The organism is Elioraea rosea (genome assembly GCF_007644105.1).
In the GTDB taxonomy this organism is placed as follows: domain Bacteria; phylum Pseudomonadota; class Alphaproteobacteria; order Acetobacterales; family Acetobacteraceae; genus Elioraea_A; species Elioraea_A rosea.
Genome location: NZ_VFAC01000002.1, coordinates 39,971 through 58,641 on the forward strand (window position 1 = coordinate 39,971; position 18,671 = coordinate 58,641).

12 protein-coding genes are annotated in these 18,671 nt (G+C 68.5%); 6 read left to right on the plus strand and 6 right to left on the minus strand.

Annotated features, from left to right (window positions below):
- Positions 1-13: 13 nt before the first annotated feature.
- Positions 14-1,360: an MmgE/PrpD family protein gene (locus FIF60_RS01915; RefSeq protein ID WP_144183280.1), complete on the minus strand. Its 1,347-nt coding sequence runs from the start codon at positions 1,358-1,360 to the stop codon at positions 14-16.
- A gap of 110 nt (positions 1,361-1,470) precedes the next feature.
- Here FIF60_RS01915 and FIF60_RS01920 point away from each other — a divergent pair, with 110 nt between their 5' ends.
- On the plus strand, positions 1,471-3,255 hold the full coding sequence (locus FIF60_RS01920; RefSeq protein WP_144183282.1) for a hydantoinase B/oxoprolinase family protein: 1,785 nt from the start codon (positions 1,471-1,473) through the stop codon (positions 3,253-3,255).
- A gap of 5 nt (positions 3,256-3,260) precedes the next feature.
- Complete coding sequence (locus FIF60_RS01925) at positions 3,261-5,345, plus strand: hydantoinase/oxoprolinase family protein (RefSeq protein WP_204251063.1); 2,085 nt, start codon at positions 3,261-3,263, stop codon at positions 5,343-5,345.
- A gap of 2 nt (positions 5,346-5,347) precedes the next feature.
- Here the strand turns inward: FIF60_RS01925 and FIF60_RS01930 are convergent, their stop codons facing one another.
- The 3 genes from FIF60_RS01930 to FIF60_RS01940 all read right to left on the minus strand — a co-directional run bounded on the left by FIF60_RS01930 (position 5,348) and on the right by FIF60_RS01940 (position 8,338).
- Entirely contained in the window at positions 5,348-6,634 is a 1,287-nt protein-coding gene (locus tag FIF60_RS01930; RefSeq protein WP_144183284.1) for a TRAP transporter large permease, read from the minus strand.
- Positions 6,631-7,197: a TRAP transporter small permease subunit gene (locus FIF60_RS01935; RefSeq protein WP_144183295.1), complete on the minus strand. Its 567-nt coding sequence runs from the start codon at positions 7,195-7,197 to the stop codon at positions 6,631-6,633. Before FIF60_RS01935 ends, FIF60_RS01930 begins: the two co-directional genes overlap by 4 nt.
- Positions 7,198-7,279: 82 nt before the next feature.
- Positions 7,280-8,338: a TRAP transporter substrate-binding protein gene (locus FIF60_RS01940; RefSeq protein ID WP_144183297.1), complete on the minus strand. Its 1,059-nt coding sequence runs from the start codon at positions 8,336-8,338 to the stop codon at positions 7,280-7,282.
- A gap of 188 nt (positions 8,339-8,526) precedes the next feature.
- Between FIF60_RS01940 and FIF60_RS01945 the strand changes: the two genes are divergently transcribed.
- Both FIF60_RS01945 and FIF60_RS01950 read left to right on the plus strand, forming a co-directional pair.
- Complete coding sequence (locus FIF60_RS01945; RefSeq protein ID WP_144183299.1) at positions 8,527-10,611, plus strand: hydantoinase/oxoprolinase family protein; 2,085 nt, start codon at positions 8,527-8,529, stop codon at positions 10,609-10,611.
- Positions 10,608-12,242, plus strand: a complete 1,635-nt coding sequence (locus tag FIF60_RS01950; RefSeq protein ID WP_144183301.1) for a hydantoinase B/oxoprolinase family protein — start codon at positions 10,608-10,610, stop codon at positions 12,240-12,242. Before FIF60_RS01945 ends, FIF60_RS01950 begins: the two co-directional genes overlap by 4 nt.
- A gap of 3 nt (positions 12,243-12,245) precedes the next feature.
- Here the strand turns inward: FIF60_RS01950 and FIF60_RS01955 are convergent, their stop codons facing one another.
- Together FIF60_RS01955 and FIF60_RS01960 are read right to left on the minus strand one after the other, a co-directional pair.
- Positions 12,246-13,631 (minus strand): aspartate aminotransferase family protein, encoded by a 1,386-nt coding sequence (locus FIF60_RS01955; protein WP_144183303.1) that lies wholly within the window; start codon positions 13,629-13,631, stop codon positions 12,246-12,248.
- A gap of 109 nt (positions 13,632-13,740) precedes the next feature.
- The gene (locus tag FIF60_RS01960) at positions 13,741-14,631 is read right to left on the minus strand and encodes a LysR family transcriptional regulator (protein ID WP_144183305.1); all 891 of its coding nucleotides are present in this window, start codon (positions 14,629-14,631) and stop codon (positions 13,741-13,743) included.
- A gap of 106 nt (positions 14,632-14,737) precedes the next feature.
- Here FIF60_RS01960 and FIF60_RS01965 point away from each other — a divergent pair, with 106 nt between their 5' ends.
- Positions 14,738-16,285, plus strand: a complete 1,548-nt coding sequence (locus tag FIF60_RS01965; RefSeq protein WP_144183307.1) for a proton-conducting transporter transmembrane domain-containing protein — start codon at positions 14,738-14,740, stop codon at positions 16,283-16,285.
- 2 nt (positions 16,286-16,287) lie between these two features.
- Positions 16,288-18,657: a YbcC family protein gene (locus tag FIF60_RS01970; RefSeq protein ID WP_144183309.1), complete on the plus strand. Its 2,370-nt coding sequence runs from the start codon at positions 16,288-16,290 to the stop codon at positions 18,655-18,657.
- Positions 18,658-18,671 lie beyond the last annotated feature (14 nt).

Consider the following 18,671-nt stretch of genomic DNA (forward strand, 5'->3'; position numbering starts at 1 on the left):
CGACTTGCCTTGATCACACAGCGCGGATGAGGGCGTCGATATCGGGTGCACGGTCGAGTGCTTCGACGGCGCATGCGAGGGGCGAGAGGTCGGAGCGCGGTGTGCGCGCCGCCGCTAGACACGCCGCAGCCTTTGCCATTCGTGCCGCAACCGAGAGAGGATTGGCCGGACTGCCGATCGTGTCAGACACAGTCACGCGCAGTGTCGAGGTTTGCTCCACTTCGACGGTTTGCGGAACGATGGCATTCGGGTCGGAGTTGTCGTCCTGGATCAGCCGAACGCGACCAGCGAGCGCAAGCGTCTTGGGATCAGCAAGGCACGGGGCATTGAAGTCAGCGAGGGTCACGGTGCCGAAGCGCAGTGTCGTCGCCGCAACGTAGGGCAGGCAGAGCCGCGCGTAATTCGGCGTCAGGTCGTCGCGCAGAGGCCGCCCGACGAGGCGCATCGCAAGCGGCGGCAGGTGGAGTCGTACTTCGCGCACCGCCGTAGCGTCGATCGCCTCCTGCGCGAGGAGGCGCTGCAGACCATCGATCACCGGATGGGTGAGCCGACCTGACGGAAACGGCTTGTGGGACAGGGCCTCGACCTGCCAACGCTGCCCAAGCGCAGCAAGACCAGGAGCAAGATCGTGCTCCGGCTCGGTCATTGCCAGAAAACCGGAGCGGCCGGTGAGCCAGGCGGCAGGCCCGCGCGCGCCAGCCTCGGCAAGATCGGCGGCGCGGATGCCGGCAGCGGCAGCGAAGCCCATCTGGACCGCGAGCGCCATGCCCCCTTCGTGATGCGCCTGCATCGTTCCGGGGATCTGGCCAAGCAACAGCCCCGCACCGCCCGCGCCCGTGGCGAGATCGAAAGCGCGCAGCCGCGCCACCGCCCCGTAGGCGCCGAACATTCCCGCCGTCGCGGGCCGGAAGAACCGCATCTGGCCACGCGCGGCGGCACCGATGGTGCAGGCGAGGTCAAGCCCGAACACGACGGCGGAGAGGAGCCGTCCGCCGGTCACCCCGCCGAGCCGTTCCGCTTCGGCGAGCGCGGCGGCAAGCGTGGGCGTCACGGCGTGAGCCACCGCGGCCTCGTGGATCGCGTCGAACTCGAGCACATGCGCCTGGAAGGCATTGACGAACGCCGCCTGTGCAGCGGGCAGGCGCACCGCCTCGCCCCATACCTTCGCCGCATCACCATCGCCCCACCGGCGGACCGCGGAGAGCACGCCTGGCTGGTCCGCATGGGCGGTCCCAGCGATGCCGACGGCAAGCGTGTCGAGCACGAACACGCGGGCGGCTTCGCGCGCGGCTGCTGGAACTGCCGCCTCGGGCGCGTCGAGCACATGCCGCAGCAGCGCGGCTTCCGCATCAGGCATCATCGGCCGATGCTGCTGGCGCAGCGCAGCCTGGTCAATCCGCCCCCGTCTTGCGGCCAGCGGCCCGAGCGCCGACAATCGATGTGACACTGCACAAGAGGGCCGCGCACGCCATGACAGCAAGCCACGATCCGATCGCGTTCGAGCTGTTCAGGAACGCGATCTTCTCGATCGCCGACGAAATGGCGTTGACGGTGTTCCGCACGACCTATTCGGGCGTGCTGAAGGACAACATGGACTACTCCACCGCCTTCGCCGACGCGAACGGGCGTCTCGTCGCGCAGGGGCTGACGCTGCCAGGTCATCTCGGCTCGATCCCAACCGCGCTCGACAGCATCATGCGCCATTTCGGCGACGCGATGAACGAGGGCGACATCTACGTCCTCAACGACCCTTTCGATGGCGGCATGCACCTGCCGGACATCTTCGTCTTCAAGCCGCTCTATCATGAAGGCCGGCGGCTCGCCTTCGCGGCCACCGTCTGCCACCACACCGACGTCGGTGGGCGCGTGGCGGGCTCCAATGCCTCCGACTCGACCGAGATCTACGCCGAAGGCCTGCGCATCCCTCCGCTCAAGCTGTATGACCGCGGCGTCCGCAACGAGACGCTGATGTCGATCATCGAGCGCAACGTGCGCCTGCCTGTCCGGCTGTTCGGCGATCTGCGTGCCCAGCTCGCTGCCTGCCACATCGCCGAGGCACAGTTCCGGGAGCTGGTAAGCCGCTACGGCGCGGCCACCGTGTCGACCTACATGGAAGAGGTCATCGACTATGCCGAGCGGCTGACACGCGCAGCGCTCGCCGACCTGCCGGACGGGGAATGGTCCTTCGAGGACTGGATCGACGATGACGGCGTGGACGTCGGCAAACCGATCCGGCTCTTCGTCACGCTCAGGAAGCGCGGCGGGCACATGGTCGTGGATTGGACGGGCACGAACCCGCAGGTGAAGGGCGCGATCAACAACACGCTCTCGTTCACGAAGGCGGCGTCCTACACCGCCGTCCGCTCCGTGCTCCCCGCCGGCATCCCGAACAACGAGGGCGTGTTCCGGGCGATCGAGGTGATCTGCCCTCCCGGCACCGTCGGCAACGGCGTGCTGCCCGCCGCCTGCGCCGCGCGCGGGCTCACCGGGTTCCGCATGACCGACTGCATGTTCGGCGCGCTCGCCATGATGCTTCCGGACCGCGTGTTCGCGGCAGGCGACGGGGGCAACACGGGCATCTCGATCGGCGGCTGGGATGCAGCCCGCCAGCCCTTCATCTACGTCGACTTCACCTGTGGTGCCTGGGGCGCACGGCCCTGGGCGGACGGGTTGGATGGGAACAGCCACATGTTCGCCAACATGGCGTCCCATTCCGTCGAGGTGACGGAAGCTGAGCAGCCGATCCAGCTCCTAGCCTACGAGTTCGTTCCGGACAAGGCGGGGGCAGGCAAGTTCCGCGGCGGCGTGCCATTCCGCCGCGACTACCGCTTCCTCGAGGAGGAGGGCACGTTGCAGGTCCGCTCCGACAGGCGGGTGCACCGGCCCTTCGGCCTCTATGGCGGCAGCCCGGGCGCCCCCTCCGCGAATGTGCTGAACCCCGACACCGACAACCGGCCCCTTCCCTCGAAGGTCACCATGACCATCCGTCGCGGCGAGGTGTTCCGCCATGTGCTCGCCGGCGGCGGCGGCTGGGGTGACCCGCTCGAGCGTGACACGGCACTGGTTCTGCGCGACGTCCGCAACGAGCTGCTGTCGATCGCGAAGGCTGCTGCCGACTACGGCGTCGTCATCGCGGACGGGAGGATCGACGAGGCGGCCACCGCACGCCTGCGGGCCGAACGCCGAAAGCAGAGGGGCTGGCAGGAACCGCCCAAGGTGCTCCGCGACGATCCATTGCCCCAGGCCGCGGAGTGATGCGCATGGCGATGACCTGGCGCGTCGGTGTCGATATCGGCGGTACCTTCACGGATATCGTCATGCTCGGCTCCGACGGAACGGTGCACACGAAGAAGATCTCCTCGAGCGTGGACGACTATGCCCGCGCGATCGTCGAAGGCTTGACCCAGCTCTTCGCGGAAACGGGCATCGGCGCCGGAGATATCGAGGAGATCCGCCACGGCACCACCGTTGCCTCCAACGCGATCCTCGAGCACAAGGGTGCCCGGACGGGGCTGATCACCACCGCGGGCTTCCGTGATGTCCTGGAAATCCGCACGCTCCGGATGCCGCGGCTCTACGACATGGCCTGGGAGAAGCCGCCGCCGCTCGTGGAACGCCGCCTTCGCCGCGTGGTGGACGAGCGCATCGACGCACGCGGGCAGATCGAACGAGCGCTCGATCCTGCGCAGGCAGAGGCGGTCGTCCGCGCCCTCATCGAGGAAGGCGTCGAGGCCATCGCCGTCTGCCTGCTGCACTCCTATGCGAACCCGGCCCATGAGCAGGCGATTGCCGGGATCGTGCGCCGGCTCGCGCCGGATCTGCCGCTCTCCGTGTCCTCAGAGGTTCAACCGGAGATCAAGGAGTACGAGCGCACCTCGACGACGGTGATCAACGCCTACGTGATGCCGATCGTCGCGCGCTACCTGCGTGCGCTGCGCACGGGCCTCGACGGCGCGGGCGTCACGGCGCGGCTTCTGCTGATGCAGTCCAATGGCGGGTTGATGGCGTCGGAGGCGGCCGCTGCGAAGCCGATGCACATCATCGAATCCGGCCCAGCCGGCGGCGTGATCGGTGCGCAGGCACTTGCTCGTGCGAAGGACTTGGCCGATGTCATCACCTTCGACATGGGCGGCACCACCGCGAAGGCCGCGACCGTGGAAGCCGGGCATGTCGCGCGCGCGGCGGAATACTCGGTTGGCGCAGGCATCATGGTCGGCTCACGCCTGCTGACCGGGGCGGGATACCTGCTGAAGGTTCCCGCGATCGATCTCGCAGAGGTCGGCGCCGGTGGCGGCTCGCTGGTGCGGGTCAACGCAGCGGGCGGCGTCCAGGTCGGCCCGGAGAGCGCAGGCGCGGTGCCGGGGCCTGTCTGCTACGACCAGGGCGGCTCCGAACCGACGATCACGGATGCGAACGTCATCCTCGGCTACATCAATCCGCACCACCTCGTTGGCGGTGCGGTGACGCTGAATGCCGCCCGCGCGGCAGAGGTGTTCGAGCAGAAGGTCGCACAGCCGCTTGGGCTCGAGCTCGCGCGCGCGGCGCATGGCGCGCATCTGATCGCAGCGTCGAACATGATCCGCGCGATCCGTGCCGTCTCGACAGAACGCGGGCGTGATCCGCGCCGCTTTGCGCTGTTCGCCTTCGGCGGCAACGGCCCCTTGTTCGCCTGCGGCATGGCGGAGTCCCTCGGCATGCGACGTGTCGTGGTGCCGCCTTCGCCGGGGCTCTTCTCTTCCTTCGGCCTTCTCTACGCCGACACCGAGCACCATTACGCGCGCAGCTTCCGCCGGCTGACGCGCACGGTGGACCTCGCAGAGCTCAATGAAGCCTGGAACGCCCTCGCCGAACAGGCACTTGGGCAGCTTGCGGCGGAGGGGTTCTCCGGGTCCTCGGCTAAGGTGACGCGTGCGGCAGCGCTGCACTACCACGGCCAGAGCTTCGACCTGACCGTCCCCGTACCCGACGGGCCGCTCGACGCCGCGGCACTTCGCGCCGTCGACGAGGCGTTCGGCGTCGAACACGAGCGGACCTACGGCCACCGCGCCGGTACCGACGAGCCGGTCGAGCTGGTGTCGATACAGGTCGTCGGACGCGGGCTGAAAGCGAACGGCGCGCTGCCGGAGCACACGAGCCCGGCTCGCTCGGAGGCGACAATCCCTCCGCGGCGTGCCTATTTTGGCCCGACAGCGGGCTGGATCGAGACGCCCGTCCTGCGGCGGGCCGATCTCGCCACGCAGCGGGTTGGGCCGGTGATCATCGAGGAGTACGACGCAACCTGCCTCGTTCTACCGGGCTGGCATGCACGTCTCGATGACGGCGGGAACATCGTGATCGAACGCTGACGCTACCCGCGAGCGGTGCGCGGCAGCCACAGAGCGATGTCGGGCCAGACGACCAGAAGCGCGATCATGCCGATCAGCGTCAGCACAAATGGGGCAGTTCCGATGATCACGTCGTCGATCCGCCCACGCTTGCGCAGGCCTTGTACGACATAAAGGTTGATGCCGACCGGCGGCGTGATCATCGCCGTTTCCATCAGCAACACGATCAGCACGCCGAGCCAGACGGGATCGTACCCAGCGCGGATCAGCACCGGCACGATGATCGGCACGGTCGCCACCATCATCGACAGCGTCTCCATGAACATGCCGAGAACGAGATAGAACCCGATCACGACAAGCAGGAGCTCGAACGGCGCGAGGCCGAGGCCGGTGATGTAGCGGTTGACCATGCCGGTCAACCCGATCGAGGTGATCACGAAATTCAGGAAGTACGCTGCCACGAGGATCGCCATGATCATCGCCGTCGTGCGCATCGTGCCTTCGAGCGATTCGCGCAGCACATCCCATGTCAGCCGCCGCTTCCACGCGGCGACAACGAGCGCGGCGATCACGCCCAAGGCGGCGGATTCCGTTGCCGTGGCGAGCCCGGCATAGATCGACCCGACGACGGCAATGAAGATGAACAGCGGCGGCAAAAGGTCAGGCAGCGATCGCAAGCGGCCTTCCCAGTCCGTGGGAATGCGCTCGCCATCGAGCCCAGGCCGCACGAGGCAGACGATCATGACCGTCAGGCTGAACAGGCCAGCGAGGACGACGCCGGGAATGAGCCCTGCGAGATAGAGCGATGGGATCGAGGTTTCCGTCAGCACGCCATAGACGATCATGTTGATCGAGGGCGGGATGAGAATGCCGAGCGTGCCGCCCGCCGCGATCGTGCCGAGGAAGAGCCGCTCGCTGTAGCCGCGCCGCTCGACCTCGCCCATCGCAACCGTGCCGATCGTCGCCGCGGTGGCAACGCTCGAGCCGGATGTGGCGGCGAACAGCGCGCAGGCGGCGATGTTCGAATGCATCAGCCCCCCGGGCAGCCAGGGGAGCCACTGCACCAGCGCGGCGTACATCCTCTCCGCAGTGCCCGAGCGGAGCAGGATCTCGCCTAGCAGCACGAAGAACGGAACAGCGACGAGAAGGAACGAGTTCGAGGTCGACCACGCGAGCTCGCCCATCGCGAGATGAAGAGGGAAGCGCCCATAGATCTCGCCCAGGGTGAGGCCGAGCACGCCAAGAGCCGCGGCAACGGGTATCCCCGCGCCGAGAAGTCCGAGCAGGATCAGGATGGTGGTCTGGATCATCGACGACGCTCGGCGGCGCGGACCTCTTCGGCGACATCCTCGGCCGCCGAGCGCGTCCCAACCAGTTCCGCCACGCCTGCCCGATCTCCCCGCAGCAACCGCGCCAGCGCCGTAAGGAAGAGCACCGCGCCGACAAGGATGAACATCGCAAGCCCGAGAAGCCAGATGGCCTGCGGCACGATCAGCGGTGTCTCCAGCGCGGACTGGCTGCGCGAGTGAGACGTCCAGGACTGCTCGAAGACGCCGAGCCCGTGCCAGAACACGAGGCCGAAGAACCCGACAAGCAGCACGAGCCCGACCAAGTCGAGTAGGATCCGAATGGCGGATGGAAAGAGCATGTAGAGGGAGTCGATTCGGATATGCGCTCGGTCGAGCAGTGTCGCCGCCAGGGCCCAGGCCGTGCCGATCGCGAGCGCATAGCCGGCGAGCTCGTCCCCTCCGCCGATCGACACGACGAACACCTTCCGCAGGAATACGTCGATGCCGATCAGGATTGCGGCGAGAAGGATCAGCACTCCACCGAACCAGAGGCCCGACCGAGCCAGCTTCGCCAGCGCGCCCATCACTCCTCCCACGAGTCGGGGACGTTTCGGCGGGAGAGCAGCCCGGTCCGGCGCAGCTGGGCCGGACCGGACTCGGCGACGATCAAGGAACCGGCGCGGTCAGGCCAAGTGCCTTGCCGACCGTGTCGTTCCACTCGCGCGTGCACTCTGCGCCGCAGCGGCGGGCCCAGTTCGCGAGCACCGCGCCCTCGACCAGGCGCTTGTGCGTCTCGGTCTCCTCCGGCTTCACCGGTACCAGCGTCATGTTCGCCGTCCGACCCATCGTGCACTGGCCACGGCCAAAATTGCAGTTGTCGGCCTGCGCGTCGGCCTCCTTCAACGTCTTCCACATCTTGTCCTCGTAGGTCTTCACCTGGTCGAGGAAGAACTGCTGCACGCGTGCGTCGAGGCGGTTCCACGTGTTCAGGTTCACCGCGAGCACATTGATGCTCCAGCCGAGAGACATCGGATAGAGCGACTTCGTCACCTCCGGCCAGCGTGCTGTGTTGCCCGAGAGGCTGCCGGTGACAGCGCAGTCGACAACGCCACTGTTCAACGCCGGAACCACCTCCGCGAAGGCCATGCTGACGGCGGTTGCGCCGATGCCCTGGAGGAAGTCGCGCATGGTGTTGTTGAAGACGCGAACTTTCTTGCCGCGAAGGCCGTCAAGTCCGCTGATCACGTCACGGCACCAGAAAACCTGAGGCGGGTTGCCGCCGAAGGCGAGCAGCTTCGCGTTCCAGTTGCGCTGCATCTGGCGATCGATGATTGGACGCCACGCATCGCAGGCTGCCCGCGCCTTGTCAGCGTCGAGCGTGAGGCCTGCAAGGTCGCAGCCCTCGAACCGCGCATCGTCACCGGCCATCTTGGAGATGTCCATGCCGGCGAAGTCCATCACGCCGAGGCGCAGAAGGCGCATCATCGTGCGGTCGTCGATGCCCATCTGGTCGAGCGGCGTGATGTCGACGGTTATGCGGCCGTTCGACGCGCGCGGAATGGTCTCGCGCCAGAACGGCACCTCGTCGACGATTGAGGCGACGGTCGGGCTGTTCAGCCCGATCGCCTTGAACTGGAGCTGCGGCAGCTCCTGCCCGCGCACAGCGCCGAAGGGTTGGAGACAGAGCACGGCCAAGGCCGCGCCCAACACGTTGCGCATCTTCATGCCAGCCTCCCGTTCCAGACCATCGGTCGCGACGCCCGCCTGACCGAGCGCACTCGGCAGAAACCCTGTTGCGGTGATCGTTGCACTGCTCGGGCGCTTTCGGCAAGGCGTCCAATCGAAGAGCGCGGGTTTTCAATCCCGCTCTCCCGTCGCAGACTGAAGCCCCACCGTCATCGTGGACAACGCCCTTGTCATCGTTCGATCCCGCCTTCCGTCCGATCCGCGTTGCGGTTGATATCGGCGGCACGTTCACCGACCTGCAGATCTTCGACGCGCGAAGCACCCAGGTTCACGCGTGGAAGACGCCGACCACGCCGGCCGATCCCTCCATCGGCCTGATGAAGGGGCTTGGCGAGGCGGCCCAGCGGTTCGGGTTCACGCTTGCCGATATCGGCCTGCTCCTTCACGGCACCACCATCGCCACCAATGCGGTGCTGGAACGGCGCCTTGCCCGTGGTGTGCTCGTCACCACCGCCGGGTTCGAGGATGTGCTGGAGATCAACCGCCACGTTCGGCGCGACATCTACGGTCTTGCACCCGACCCGCTGCCGACGCTGATCCCGCGCGACCGTCGCCTCGGCGTCCTTGAGCGGATGCGCGCCGACGGGTCCGTTGAGACACCGCTCGACCAAGTCGCGCTGCAGGGGCTTGTCGAGCGGATCGCGGCGCTCGATGGCGAGGCCGTTGCGGTCACGCTGCTCAACAGCCACGCCAATCCGGCACACGAGCGGCTGCTCGCAGCGCACATCGGCGACGCGCTGCCTGGCCTGCCGGTATCGATCTCCGCAGATGTGTCGCCGGAGATCCGCGAGTACGAGCGCAGCTCGACGACCGTGCTCAACGCCCTGCTCGTGCCGGTGGTACGCGCGTATCTCGACCGGCTGGAACGGCGCATCGGCGAGGACGGATTCAGCCCCTCGATCTTCCTGGTGCAGTCGAACGGCGGCGTGTGCAGCCTCCGCGTGGCTGCCGAGCAGCCGGCTCGCCTGCTGCTCTCGGGGCCGTCGGGGGGCGTGCTTGCCGCCGCCCGGATCGCCAGAATGCTCGGGCGGGGCGATCTCGTCGCCGTCGACATGGGCGGGACGAGTTTCGACGTCTCCGTGATCCGTGACGGCCGCGGATCGATCATCACCCAGGGCGAGATCGACAGGCTGCCGGTGCGCCTGCCCATGGTCGAGATGCGCACGATCGGCGCGGGCGGCGGCTCCATCGCCTCCGTCGACGCGAGCGGGCGGCTGACCGTCGGCCCACGCAGCGCGGGCGCTACGCCAGGTCCGGTTGCGTATGGTCGCGGCGGCAAAGAGCCCACGGTGACCGACACCAATCTCGCACTCGGCCGGATCGATCCCGACTACTTCCTGGGCGGCACGATGCAGCTCGACATGCCCGCAGCGCGCGCCGCGATCGCCGACCGCGTGGGCGCGCACCTGGGGCTCGGCCTCGAGCAGGCAGCAGAGGGCATCCTCGCCGTCACGAATGCCGGGCTCGGTGCCGCCATCCGATTGTCGCTGTTCGAGAAGGGGCTCGATCCGCGTGATTTCGCGCTCCTTTCCTTCGGCGGTGCCGGCGGACTGCATGCGACGGACGTGGCGGCAGAGCTCGGCATCAGAGAGGTCGTGTTTCCGCGCGACCCCGGCACCCTCTCGGCCTACGGCATCCTGTTCGCCGATCTCGCACAGGATCTCGCCCGCTCGCGGCTTCTGCGCGTCGAATCCGGGCAGCTTGCCGCGATCGCCGAGGCGGTCGCTGCCCTGCGAGAGGAGGCCGATGCCCGGCTCGCGCGCGACGGCGTCGCTCCGTCCGACAGGAGGATCGAGATCGCGGCCGACATGCGCTATCACGGCCAGGCGTTCGAGCTTCTGATCCCCTGGGGCGAGATCGCTGCTCCGGATGAGGCGGCGCTTGCGCGCCTCGCTGCAGACTTCCACGCGACGCATCGCCAGCGCTTCAGCTACGCCAACCCAGACGAACCGGTGGAGATCGTCACGTTGCGGGCAACGGCGATAGGCCGACTGCAGAAACCAGAGCCGGGCGTCGCCTCTCCGGCACCTCGCCCCGCGCGCAAGGGCACACGCCGCGCCTACGAGGGCGGTGCCTGGCGGGAGCTTCCGGTGTGGGACCGCGACGCGCTGACGGCTGGGAGCACCATCGAAGGCCCCGCGATCGTCGAGGAAGCCTTCGCCACACACTGGATCGGACGCGGCTGGAGCGCGCGGCTCGGCGAGGCTGGCGCCCTGATCGCCACGCGTGACAGCAACGGAGAAGCGCCGTGAAGACCCTCGGGCCCATCGAGATCGAGGTCATCCGCAACGCGCTGACCGCTGCGGCAGCCGAGATGGACGTGACCATCTGGCGCACGAGCCGCAGCACGATCGTGCGCGAGCTGCTCGACTATTCGACCGCCGTGTTCGACGCGGACGGCAACAACGTCGCGCAGTCCGCGCGCATTCCCCAGCACCTGAACTCCATGGGCGCGGCGCTGCGCACGCTTCTGGACGAGTTCGTCGACCCGGAAACCTGGGGGCCGGACGATGTGATCGCGACGAACGATCCCTACTGCGGCGCGCAGCACCTCAACGACGTCCTGGTGTTCAAGCCAGTTTTCCATGAAGGAAGGCGCGTCGGGTATGTCGGCGCGCTCTGCCATCACATCGACATGGGCGGCCTCGCGCCCGGAAGCTACGCGGCGACGGCCACGGAGATCTTCCAGGAAGGGCTGCGCATTCCCCCGATCAAGCTGATCGAGGGCGGCACGCTGAACCGTGCGGTCTGGGCGATGATCGGTCAGAACGTACGCAAGCCGGCGCTGATGCTCGGAGACCTGCAGAGCGAGCTCGCCAGCCTCGAGGTAGGTGCAGCGGCGATCCATCGCCTCGCCGCGCGCTATGGTGCCGACACGCTCATCGAGGCCTGCCGGCGCATCCTCGACATGAGCGAGGCGGCGATGCGCGCGGCCATCCGCGCCATGCCCGACGGAACCTATGCCTTCGAGGACTTCCTCGACGATGACGGCATCAGCGGCGAACCGGTTCGCCTGCACGCGGCGGTGACCATCGCGGGGGACGAGATCACCGTCGATCTCTCGGGCTGCGCTGACCAGCAGTCGGGTCCGGTGAACTGCACGCCCGCGATGTCGCACTGCGCCGTCTACTATGCCGTGATCGCAGCGACCGATGGCTCGGTGATGGCCAATGCCGGCTGCTACCGGCCGGTGCGGATCGTCTCGCGACCCGGCAGCGTGGTGAACTGCCGTGCGCCCGCCTCCGTCGCGCATCGCGTCGCCACCACGCACCGCCTCGCCAACGTGCTGTTCGGTGCCCTGCATCAGGCCCTGGCCGATCGCATCCCTGCGGCGTATTACGGCGGATCCTATGTGGCGACCTTCCAGACGGTCGCCGAGGACGAAAGTCGCGAGGTTCTGGTCGAGATCGAGATCGGCGGCACCGGCGCGCATCCGCGGAAGGATGGAGTCAACGCCTGGTCGTTTGGAATGCACAACAACTCCAACATCCCGATCGAGATGATCGAAGCGACGATGCCGCTCTCGATCACGCGCTATGGCCTCTTGCCGGATTCGGGCGGCGCCGGGCAGTTCCGCGGCGGGCTTGGCCTGGTGCGCGAGTGGCGCGTCGAGAGCCGCGCCTGCGTGTTCACCGCGAACATGGATCGCTTCCGGTTCCCGCCCTACGGGCTCGCGGGCGGCAAGCCCGGCAGCCTCGGCCGGCTGACGCGCGTTCGTGACGGCGTCGAGACGCCGATCGCGCCCAAAAGCGATAGCGTCGCGCTACGGAGGGGCGACATCGTCCGGCTCGAGACGTCAGGCGGCGGCGGCTTCGGCCATCCCGCCGGCCGCGACCCGAAAGCTGCCGAGCGCGATCGGACGCTCGGCTATGTCACAGGCTGACGATCAGGCGATCTCCCGCTCCTCGCGCAGCGCGCGTATGGCGCCCCGGAACGCATCGACGGTGCGGCTGAGATCGTCCTCCGTGTGCGCGGCCGAAGCTGGTCCCCCGGGCCAGGGCGCGAAATCCACGCCGCGGGTGCGCATGGCGAGAAGCAGCTTCGTTACGGTCTGGTTGCCGCGCGGAATCTTCAATTCGGCATAGTTCATCGACAGCGGGTCGAAGCTGCCTGGGCTGACCTCGAGACCCTTCGGGTTGACGAACACGTGGATGCCCGTGTGCGCGCCATAAGCCGCCCAGTTCAGCCCTTCCTCAACCAGCACGTCGTTCAGCGCGGCACGCAGCCTCGCGGCATAGTCATGGGTGCGCGCAACCGCGTCGGTGTCGCGGATGATCTGGAGCGTGGCGATCCCTGCTGCCGCCGAAAGCGGGTTTGCGTTGTACGTGCCCTGATGCGGAACCTTCTCCACGCCCCGCGCGGCCGCCCGCTCGGGGTCGAGCAACTCGAGCAGGTCGCGCCTGCCGACGACCGCGCCGCCTGGCAGTCCGCCCGCGAGGATCTTCGCAAGCGTCGTGAGGTCGGGGCGGATGCCGAGCGCCTCCTGCGCCCCGCCCCGCGAGACCCGGAAGCCCGTGACGACCTCGTCAAATACCAGAACGATGCCGCGCCGTTCGGTTTCCTCACGAAGCAGTCGCACGAAGGCTGGGCGAAGGGGCATCTGGCCGTAGGTCGCCCCCGTCGGCTCGAGGATCGCCGCCGCGATGTCGCTTCCCTCCGCATCGAGCAGCCCGAGCAGCCCCGCGTCGTCATTCGGGTCGACGAACACGACGTTCTCGGCGAGCGCACCGAGCACGCCGGGCGTAGGCGTACCGTCAAAGTGATTGGTGACGCCGAACGCCATATGGTCATGCCAGCCATGGAAATGGCCGCGCAGCCGAAGCAGCTTGGCCCGCCCCGTCGCCGCACGGGCGAGGCGCAAGGCCATCAGCGTCGCCTCCGTGCCTGAGCTGGTGAAGCGCACCATCTCAGCACTCGGCATCAGTTCCTGGATCAGTTCGGCCCAGCGGTTCTCGAGGGCATGGTTGGCACCATAATGCGTGCCGCGCGCCAACTGCTCGGAGACGCGTGCCATCACGGCGGGATGTGCGTGGCCGAGGATCAGTGCACCATGGCCGCCTGCGTAGTCAACATACTCGTTGCCGTCGACGTCCCGTTTGCGTGCGCCCTCGGCTCGGACGATCGCGAGCGGATGCGGCCGCACGTAGCGCGAATCATGCGTCACCCCGCCGGGAAACAGGCGCTGCGCTGTCGCGTAGTTCTCGGCGCTGCCTGGCGTCCGCGCAATGAAGGCTGAGACGATCGGCGAGTTGGTCGGCGGCATGGCGTTCATGGCGGCACTCCGAAGGTGTTTGGCCAGCGTGGCGCGACGCCGTTCGCTTGTCCACCGGCGGTGCCGACCGCCGACGCATCAAGGTCGTGCCGGCCGATGTTTCTGCCGCTCACTCCCGCCGGATCACGACCTCGCCGCGCAACACCTCGCGCAGCAGCGGATTGGGAAATCGGCGCGCGATCGTCACGGCATGGAAGGGCTGGACGAGCCCCGGCAGGCGCTCGGCCTCCTCGAGCTCGCCCGAGGCAAGCTCATCGCGCACGACGATGGGCGGCAGCACGGCGAGGCCGATGCCCTCGCGCGCGAGCAGGCGCATCATCGCCATGTCGTCCACCTCCGCAGCGATCTGCAGCGTGACGCCGAGCCGCTCGCGCAAGGCCTCGAACCCGGCACGCAGGCCGCTCTCCGGCGTCGGAAGGATCAGTGGAGCGGCTGCAAGCCGTGTCGCCAAGGTTGCGTGACCGGCAAGCAGCGCCGGGCGGCCAATCAGGCTGACCGGTTCTTCCGCGAGGCGATGGGCGACGAAGGGACCTCCGGCGGCGGAGCCCGGCGGCTCGCTGGTCAGCACGACGTCGAGGCTGAGCGCTTCCAGCGCGCGTAGCAGCTCCGCCATGCCCCCAGAGCGGAGGATCACCTCGACATCGAGTTGGCCCAGCACCGGGCGCAGGAAGGCCAGCTGGAAGTTGCGCGACAGAGTGGCGAGCGCACCGACGCGCAGGATGCGCTGCGTCCGTCGCTTCTCCCGCAACGTGGCGAGCAGTTCTTCTCCCGCTGCGGCAATGTCATCCGCATGCGCGAGCGCGATGCGTCCGGCTTCGGTGAGCAGAAGGCGCCGCCCGCTCCGTTCGAACAGAGCATGGCCGAGCCGATCCTCGAGCGCGCGGATCTGCGCAGAGAGCGCAGAGGGCGCGAGATTCAGCGCGTCAGCGGCGCGGGTGAGGTTCCCCTCATGCGCGACGGCCCGGAAGTAGCGCAGGTGGTGGTAGTTAAGGTCAGCCACGTTGTTCTGTTTATCTTAACGATTTAGTCTAAACAATATCATTTATTGCAATCAACGTGGTTGGTATGCGGCTGTCCGTCCCAACGCGACGGAGCGCCCGACGCCGATGCCAACCCATTTCCTGCCTCTTCTCGCCCCGCTTGCCCTTGCTGCCGCTGCGTTCGTCGCCTTCCGCGGACGCGGCCTGCGCCCGACCGCCAGCCTGCGAGCAGCCGGGCTCGCCGCACTTGCGGCGGTCGCCGTCGCGGCGGCAAGCCTCTTGGTCCTGCTGCTCGCAGGGCCAGGCGGCGCGCCATTGGCGTTGGTTCGGCTCGATGCCGTGTCGGTCGCGATGCTTCTGCTTGTATCGTTCGTCGGATGCGTCGTGGTGCGGTTCTCGGCGACCTATCTCGACGGCGAGGCGCGGCAGGGCGAGTTCACCGGCTGGCTCTGCCTGACGCTCGCGGCCGCGCTGCTTCTGGTGCAGGCGGGCAGTCTCGTCGTCCTCGTCCTCGCGTGGGTCGCTGCCGGGTTTGGGCTGCAACGGCTGCTGCTCTTCTACGCGCACCGGACAGCGGCGCGGCGCGCGGCGCGCAAGAAGGCCATCTTCGCGCGGACCGGCGACGTGATGCTTGCAGCCGCAGCGTTGCTGCTCGGCTTCGCTTTCGGCACGGCCGACATCGGCACGATCCTGGAAACCGCCCGCGCGGGCGAGGCGCAGGTTGCTGCCGTCGGCGCGGCCGCACTGCTTGCCTTTGCTGCGCTGCTCAAATCGGCACAGTTCCCCGTGCATGGGTGGCTGACGGAGGTGATGGAGACGCCAACGCCGGTCTCCGCCCTGCTTCATGCCGGGCTGATAAACGCCGGCGGCTTCCTGCTGATCCGCTTCGCCGACGTGCTTCTGGCTGCCCCCGGGGTGCTCGCGGCGCTGGCGATGATCGGCGGCTTCACCGCGCTGTTCGCCGGCCTCGTGATGCTGACGCAGCCGGCGGTTAAGACAGCGCTCGCCTGGTCCACCATCGCGCAGATGGGCTTCATGATCCTGCAATGCGGTCTGGCGCTGTTCCCGCTCGCGCTGCTGCACATCATCGCCCACTCGCTCTACAAGGCACACGCCTTCCTCGCTGCTGGCAGGGCGGTAGCGACGGTCGCGGCGATCCCGCGCCCCGGCCCCGTCGCGGTGCCGAGCGTGCGGGCAGTCGGGCGGGCCTTCCTCGCTGCGCTCGCCCTGTATGGGCTGATCGGCGCCGCATTCAGTTTCGACGGCAAGTCGCCAGCCGCGATCGCGCTCGGCGCCATCCTTGTCCTCGGTGTCGCCTACCTTCTGGCCCAGGGCTTCGCCGACGCGGCGCCAGGGCCGCTCACGCTCCGCACCTCAGCCGCCGCGGCGGTCGCGGCCACCGGCTACTTCGCTCTGCAGCGCGCGGCCGAGGCGCTCACCGCCGGCGTGCTGCCGCCGCCCCCCGAGCCCGATGCGCTCGAATGGGTACTGATCGTGCTTGCGGTGCTGAGCTTCGCCCTTGCAGCCTTCGCGCAGGCAACCTTCCCGCTCTGGGCGCAGCACCCGGCCGCAGCCGGCCTCCGCGTCCATCTCGCCAACGGTCTCTACGTCAACGCCCTGACCGACCGGTTCCTGAACGGCTGGTCGACGCGCAACGCCGCCTGCGGAGGCTGACGATGCCCTTCGACCCGCACGCCACACCGACGCTCGCCAACGCGCTGGATCAGGCGCAGCGCGCGATCCCTCCGGCCTGGCCGCTCGCCGCGACCGTCGCGGTCAATCCGTTCCTCGGCCAGGCGGAGGAGGACCTTGCCATGGCGGCTGCGCGGCTTCGGCGCGTTGGTGGCGTACGGGCCACCATGCCGCGGTCCTGGTATTCCGGGCGCATCGCCGCCAGCACGATCACCGAAAGCGACCTGGAAGCAGCCTTCGCCGACGCACCGCAGACGCATCGCCCCGCCAGTGTTGCCGCGCTGAAGGCGGCGCTCGCCAGGCCGGAACCCACGCCTGACGCCCTGCCGACCGTCGCCGACCTCGTGGCCGAAACAACGGGAACCGACTGGCCCGGCATCATCGCCGAACGCATCGGCGCCTTCGCGGGCGGCTGGTTCGATGCAGGCCAGGCGCTCTGGCCCGTGCCGCGGCGCGGCTCGCTCTACACCTCATGGCGAGCTGCGGCACTGCGCGACCTGACGCCAGAGATCCTCGGCCTGCCCGGCTTCTGCGCCCATGTCGCCTCGGCGCCGGGGGAGGCCGGGGCGGCGACCGAAAGGGCCCTGGCGACGCTCGGAGTTCCGGGTCCGGCGCTCGGTACGTTTCTGCACCGGCTTCTGATGACGCTCGGCGGCTGGGCACAGCTCGCCAGGCAGCGGGGATTCGAGGCGGACCTCGCCGGCGGAACCGATGGCACGATGGCCGGGCTGCTCGCCATGCGGCTGGTTTGGGAGGAAGCACTTTACGCCCGCCATGCGCCGGCGATCGAGGCGCGCTGGCGCGAGGCGATCGCAGCGCACGCAGAGCCAGTGGTCCCGTCAGCGGATGACGCCATCGACGCAATCCTACAGGCAGCGGCGGAGCGTGCGGCGCAGCGGGAGCTGCTCGCTTCGATCACGACCGCGCCACCGCTAGCCGAAACGGCACGGCTGGCCTTGCAGGCGGCCTTCTGCATCGACGTCCGCTCGGAGGTGTTCCGGAGGGCACTCGAATCGGTCGACCCCGGCATTCGCACCCACGGCTTCGCGGGCTTCTTTGGCCTTCCCGTGGCGCACAGGCCGTTCGCGTCAGACGTCGTCGAGAACCGGCTGCCCGTGCTCCTCCGGCCAAGCCTCAGGACATGCGAGGCAGTGCCGGCCGACGATGCAGCAGAGCGCGCGCGGATCACTGCCCGGACGAAGCGCGCATGGGGGCGGTTCAGCCAAGCTGCGGTCTCCTCCTTCGCGTTCGTGGAATCGGCCGGGCTGCTGCATGCCTGGACATTGCTGCGCGATAGCTTCGGGCTTACCCGCCGCGTGCGCGCCGAGCGGCCGCCACAGCTGGGCGAAGCGCTCCCCATTGAGCAGCGCGTCGCGATCGCCGAGGGCGTGTTGCGCGGCATGTCGCTGACCAGCGGGTTCGCGCCGATCGTCCTGCTTGTCGGCCACGGCGCGGAGGTGGCAAATAACCCGCATGCGAGCGCGCTCCAGTGCGGCGCTTGTGGCGGACACCAGGGCGATGTCAGCGCGCGGCTTCTCGCTGCGCTGCTGAACGACCGCGCGGTGCGCCAGGGCCTCGCCGGCTGCGGCATCACGATGCCCGACGACACGCTCTTCCTCGCTGGTCTGCACGACACCACAACCGACGAGGTTCGGCTGTTCGCTGAGGATCATCCTCCCGCCCGACCCGCCGGGGCGCTTGCGCGGGTGAGAGGATGGCTCGCCAGCGCCGCGGCGCTCGCACGGACGGAACGCGCAGTCCGCCTGCCGCGCGCAACGTCCGGTGAAGCGGTGATCCGCCGCGGCAGGGACTGGGCCGAGACGCGTCCGGAATGGGGCCTCGCCGGCTGCCACGCGTTCATCGCAGCGCCGCGCAGCATCACGGCGGGGCGTGACCTCGGCGGCCGGGCATTTCTGCATGACTATGACTGGCGATCGGATGATGGATTCCGCGTGCTCGAGCTGATCCTCACCGCGCCTGTCGTCGTGGCGACCTGGATCAGCCTGCAATACTACGGATCGGTCGTCGCTCCGGACGCGTTCGGCGGCGGCAACAAGCTGCTGCACAACGTCACCGGCGGCATCGGCGTTCTCGAAGGCAATGGCGGCGTGCTGCGCACCGGCCTGCCGTGGCAGTCGGTGCACGATGGCGAGGCCCTGGTGCACGAGCCGCTGCGGCTCACCGTCCTTGTCATGGCGCCGCACGAGGCGATCGACACGATCCTGCAACGGCATCCATCGGTACGTGCCCTGTTCGAGAACCGGTGGCTTCACCTCCTCGCCATCGCGGCTGACGGCACCGTCACCCGCTACGGCGGGGCCGGCGTCTGGTCGGCGGAGAGCCGCGTGGCCTGACGAGCAGAGGGGCG